The sequence below is a fragment of the Segetibacter aerophilus genome (assembly GCF_007991655.1).
Classification (GTDB): domain Bacteria; phylum Bacteroidota; class Bacteroidia; order Chitinophagales; family Chitinophagaceae; genus Segetibacter; species Segetibacter aerophilus.
In genome coordinates, this window is sequence record NZ_BJYT01000058.1 from 1 (window position 1) to 3,790 (window position 3,790).

At 35.5% G+C, this 3,790-nt stretch carries 6 protein-coding genes; all 6 read left to right on the forward strand.

All coding sequences use genetic code 11. The features are described 5' to 3' along the window. Positions 1-86: 86 nt before the first annotated feature. Complete coding sequence (locus tag SAE01_RS24185) at positions 87-272, forward strand: hypothetical protein (protein ID WP_147206409.1); 186 nt, start codon at positions 87-89, stop codon at positions 270-272. A gap of 169 nt (positions 273-441) precedes the next feature. Then, positions 442-801 (forward strand): plasmid mobilization protein, encoded by a 360-nt coding sequence (locus SAE01_RS24190; protein WP_147206410.1) that lies wholly within the window; start codon positions 442-444, stop codon positions 799-801. After that, on the forward strand, positions 791-1,744 hold the full coding sequence (locus tag SAE01_RS24195; RefSeq protein ID WP_147206411.1) for a relaxase/mobilization nuclease domain-containing protein: 954 nt from the start codon (positions 791-793) through the stop codon (positions 1,742-1,744). Before SAE01_RS24190 ends, SAE01_RS24195 begins: the two co-directional genes overlap by 11 nt. 25 nt (positions 1,745-1,769) lie before the next feature. Continuing rightward, positions 1,770-2,477 carry a hypothetical protein gene (locus tag SAE01_RS24200; protein ID WP_147206412.1) on the forward strand — a complete coding sequence of 236 codons (708 nt, stop codon included), beginning with the start codon at positions 1,770-1,772 and terminating at the stop codon, positions 2,475-2,477. Positions 2,478-2,505: 28 nt separating this feature from the next. After that, on the forward strand, positions 2,506-3,021 hold the full coding sequence (locus SAE01_RS24205) for an IS6 family transposase (RefSeq protein WP_246113330.1): 516 nt from the start codon (positions 2,506-2,508) through the stop codon (positions 3,019-3,021). Positions 3,022-3,224: 203 nt separating this feature from the next. After that, positions 3,225-3,476, forward strand: a complete 252-nt coding sequence (locus tag SAE01_RS24715; RefSeq protein ID WP_174834631.1) for a hypothetical protein — start codon at positions 3,225-3,227, stop codon at positions 3,474-3,476. The last annotated feature ends 314 nt before the right edge of the window (positions 3,477-3,790 follow it).

A 3,790-nucleotide genomic window follows, 5' to 3' on the forward strand; every position in this document is an offset into this window, starting at 1 on the left:
CGCGCTACGATAAAGAAACAATTAGTAATAATGTTAAGGTAAAATTATTTAGAGAGCAAGTGTGAATACTGACAGATTTACTGGGAGTGAAAGTTCCTCTTTTTTCACTAATGGATGCGGAAATGAAAGAAGAGGATAAGCAGAATATAGTATTCTCGAAATGGGCATTATATCAATTTTTAAAACCCTACTTGTTGAAATATGAGAGCCTTGCAGAAAGTGTAGTTATTGACACTGCTGAAGGCCTGTATCAAAATAAAATCTATCAATAGTCATAAGTTGATAAAAATAGTATCAACACCGCCAGCAATAAGACTCTTTGGAGTTTTTAAGGCGAGCGGTGTTGATGTCGAACATAAATGTTTTATCAACGCTTGGCTCGCTTTTGCTCCCGTCGGTCGCAAAAGAAAGGACATTGTTAAAGCTTAAATCATAGAACATATGGAAAAAGTAAGTACCCTTAAAAAGCAGGCCGGAAGGCCAGTGAAAGCCATTAAGAAAGAAATAAGAGCCTCTATAAGATTTACTAAAGCGGAGTACTTTATTATCAGAAATAAGGCTTCAAAAGCAGGCATTAAAGCCTCCGCTTATATCCGGGAGATTGCAATTAATGGAGAAGTGAAAATACGGCTTACAGAAGAGGAAAGGCAATTTGTCAGGCAGATTGTAGGCATGTCAAACAATTTTAACCAGCTTACAAAAAACAGTTATAAAGAAGGAATGTTGACAACTGTTTTTCATTTTGAAGCATACCGTAACCGTTTAGATGACCTGTTAAAAAAGTTTGATTATGCTAAGTAAAGTGTATTCCGGCCACTCGTTTTCCCATGCCTGTAGGTATGTGGTAAATAAACAAGGTGCTAAAGTTTTGGAGTGTGAAGGAGTAAGAGGTCATGACTATAAACTAATGTCAGATGATTTTATAATGCAGCAACAAATGCGGCCCCAAAAAGAAAAAGCCTGCTTTCATTGTTCATTGAGTTTTTATCCCGGAGAGATATTGAGCAATGAAAAGATGGTGAAGATTGCAAAGGAATATCTTGAAAAACTTGGTATCGAGAACACCCAATATGCAATTACTAAACATACGGATCGGAAACACCTTCACCTGCATATTGTTGCCAACATGGTCAACAACAATGGCAAATCAATCTCCGATAGTTATTTAGGTTTTCTGGGAAAGAAGATAGCACAACAGTTGACACAACAACACGATCTTGTTCCTGCGGTAAGCAAAAATATCGAACTAACAAACTTCGAAGCATTACGAAAATCTGAAGCAAATAAGTACAAGATCTATAAAGAAATTATACAGGCATTACCTCACTGTAAATCATTAAAAGACCTGGAAAAGAAGTTACAGCAACGCGGCATAGAGGTACAATATAAGTACAAAGGACAGACATTAGAAAAGCAGGGAATAAGTTTTAAAATAGGGGAGTATTGTTTTAAAGGGAGCAAAGTTGATCGCCAATTTTCTTTAGGAAATCTTGAAAAGGCTATAGCAACAAATCAAAAACAATTGCAAGAAATAAAGCCACGAGTTGCTGAAGGAACCAGACAACAAGGTCCATCAATCCCAGATCAATTTGTAAGTATGAGGCAACAAAACACGGTTACAAAAGGTATGGAGAATTTGATAGAGATATTAATTAAGCCAGAAGAAAATCCTGAGTTACCACCAACTGAATTGCTGAATGAGAATAAGCGAAGGAAGAAAAAACTTTCTCAAAGACGATTATAAATCATAAACGAAAAAAAATGAGGTTATGAGTGAAGCATTATTAGTTTCAATGATTGATAGATTAAATGAGCAGCAAAGAAAAATTGATAAGCTCGATGAAAAGCTTGAACCTATAAGTAGACAATCGGAAACAATGAGTGTAATTATTACTAAGGTTGATGCTGTAAGAAGTGATGTTCAAAACATATGTTTTCCTGTAGCGGAAATTCGAGAGTTATCATTAAACCTTGTTACTACTATAGACTTATTAAAGCGGCCTGTGAAAAAAGAAATTATTCATCACCATCATGCGTCCAAAATATTGTGGGTAACTGCTGCTTTGTTTCTAATCATTTGCCTTTTGTCAACTGGTTGGTATCTTACAAATGGATCCTTGGAGGTGTACAAGGCCAATGATACTAAATACCGTTATCTGAAGTTGCATGCAGGAAAAGGTTTATGCAAGGCCTTGTACTTTGTGGACAGTCTTTACATAAAGGATGTAAATATGAGCCAAAATGTAATTGCAAAAGAAGAAGAAAATCAACGGAAACTTGACATACTTTTAAGAGCTTATGAAATGGAAAAAGCCGCAAAAGAACTGAAGCAACAAGTAAATCAAAGAAGCCTTACAAAGCAAAATAAGGGGTTCTGTCGCATCTGCTTAATTAATCAAACTAAGGGCTTACTTTATAAGATGTTTAAAGATTGTTGTTTCTCTAAAGAGATTAATTCTTCAGGCAGTCCGTTTTAAATTAACATTTAGCTTAAGTTATGGAGATATAGAGGAGTTATTATCTATGAGGGGAGTAGCAGTAGATCACGCTACAGTACAAAGATGGGTATATAAATTTACTCCATTAATTGAAGAAGCTTTTACGAAGAGAAAGAAATCAATAACTAATAGCTGGAGGATGGATGAAACTTTTATTAAGGTAAAAGGGGAGTGGATGTTTTTGTATAGAGCTGTCAATAAGGTAGGAAATACGGTAGATTTTTTATTAACAAAAAGGAGAAATAGGCTGGCAGCACATAAGTTTCTGCTAAGGGCAATCAGTAATAATGGCTGTCCGAAGGTGATTAACATAGATAAGAGTGGAGCGAACAGGGAAGCGATCAGAACCTACAATAAGAGGCGTTTAAAGAGAATAAGAATTAGGCAATGCAAGTATCTAAATAGTAGGATAGAAGGAGATCATCGATTTATAAAATGGCGAACTGCGGGTATGTTAGGATTTAAGAATTTCGAATCAGCATCACGAACACTAACAGGAATAAGAAGGGACAATCCACGGTAGTTAAAGTTGATCATGATAAAAGAGGGCATAAGAATAATTAAAGTTGAAGAGACTTTGATAAAGCAAGATCAAAGAGATCCGTAGGCTTTTATGTACTTTAATTGCTGCTCAACATAAAAATAAGCCTGTAAAGCCCGTAAAAGCAAGGAGTGAATACCAGCAAAAGGCACAAAATGGACCACGTAATGAAGAAATAATCTTGAGTGCGGTTTTCCTTATATCTTTCTTCGTATTCCTTCTTCAACATAAAACGTTCGCTAGGTGATTTATCGTTTATTATTAAAAATATTAAAAATATTAAAAATAATGTTCTTCCTAAAATTAATGCAGCACCTACGTCTGTCTTTACTGTTACCGGCTCGCCTAAAAAGACAACTGCTATAATTATTGCAATTGCCACACCCGTTTTATCTACCGGTACTACCTGTGAAACCTTCCCTAATTGCAGGCTTTAAAATAAAATATCTTTAAAAGACCCGTAGGGACAGATGGCAGAGTCAAGTAGGTTAGGATTTGCTTAGACAATGTGTAAATAATGTAAGCACCACTTCTAATGCACTAGACCAGGCAAGTATTAAAATGACTGCTGTTCTAATGGCAGTGGCTAAATCTGTCTCAACCCCTTTTATTCCGACTCGCACAAATGGCTGTGAGCTGCAAAGAATGCGTAAATTAAAGCATTTATCTACCACATTAATTGTTGTTTTTAAGGTTATGAAACAACAAAACTATTGCAATAAAGATTAAAATTTATAGGCATATCCTACCC

Bases quoted from the DNA above. Each gene is read 5' to 3' on its own strand.
- SAE01_RS24190 (WP_147206410.1), top strand. From the start codon at position 442: ATGGAAAAAGTAAGTACCCTTAAAAAGCAGGCCGGAAGGCCAGTGAAA.
- SAE01_RS24195 (WP_147206411.1), top strand. From the start codon at position 791: ATGCTAAGTAAAGTGTATTCCGGCCACTCGTTTTCCCATGCCTGTAGG.
- SAE01_RS24200 (WP_147206412.1), top strand. From the start codon at position 1,770: ATGAGTGAAGCATTATTAGTTTCAATGATTGATAGATTAAATGAGCAG.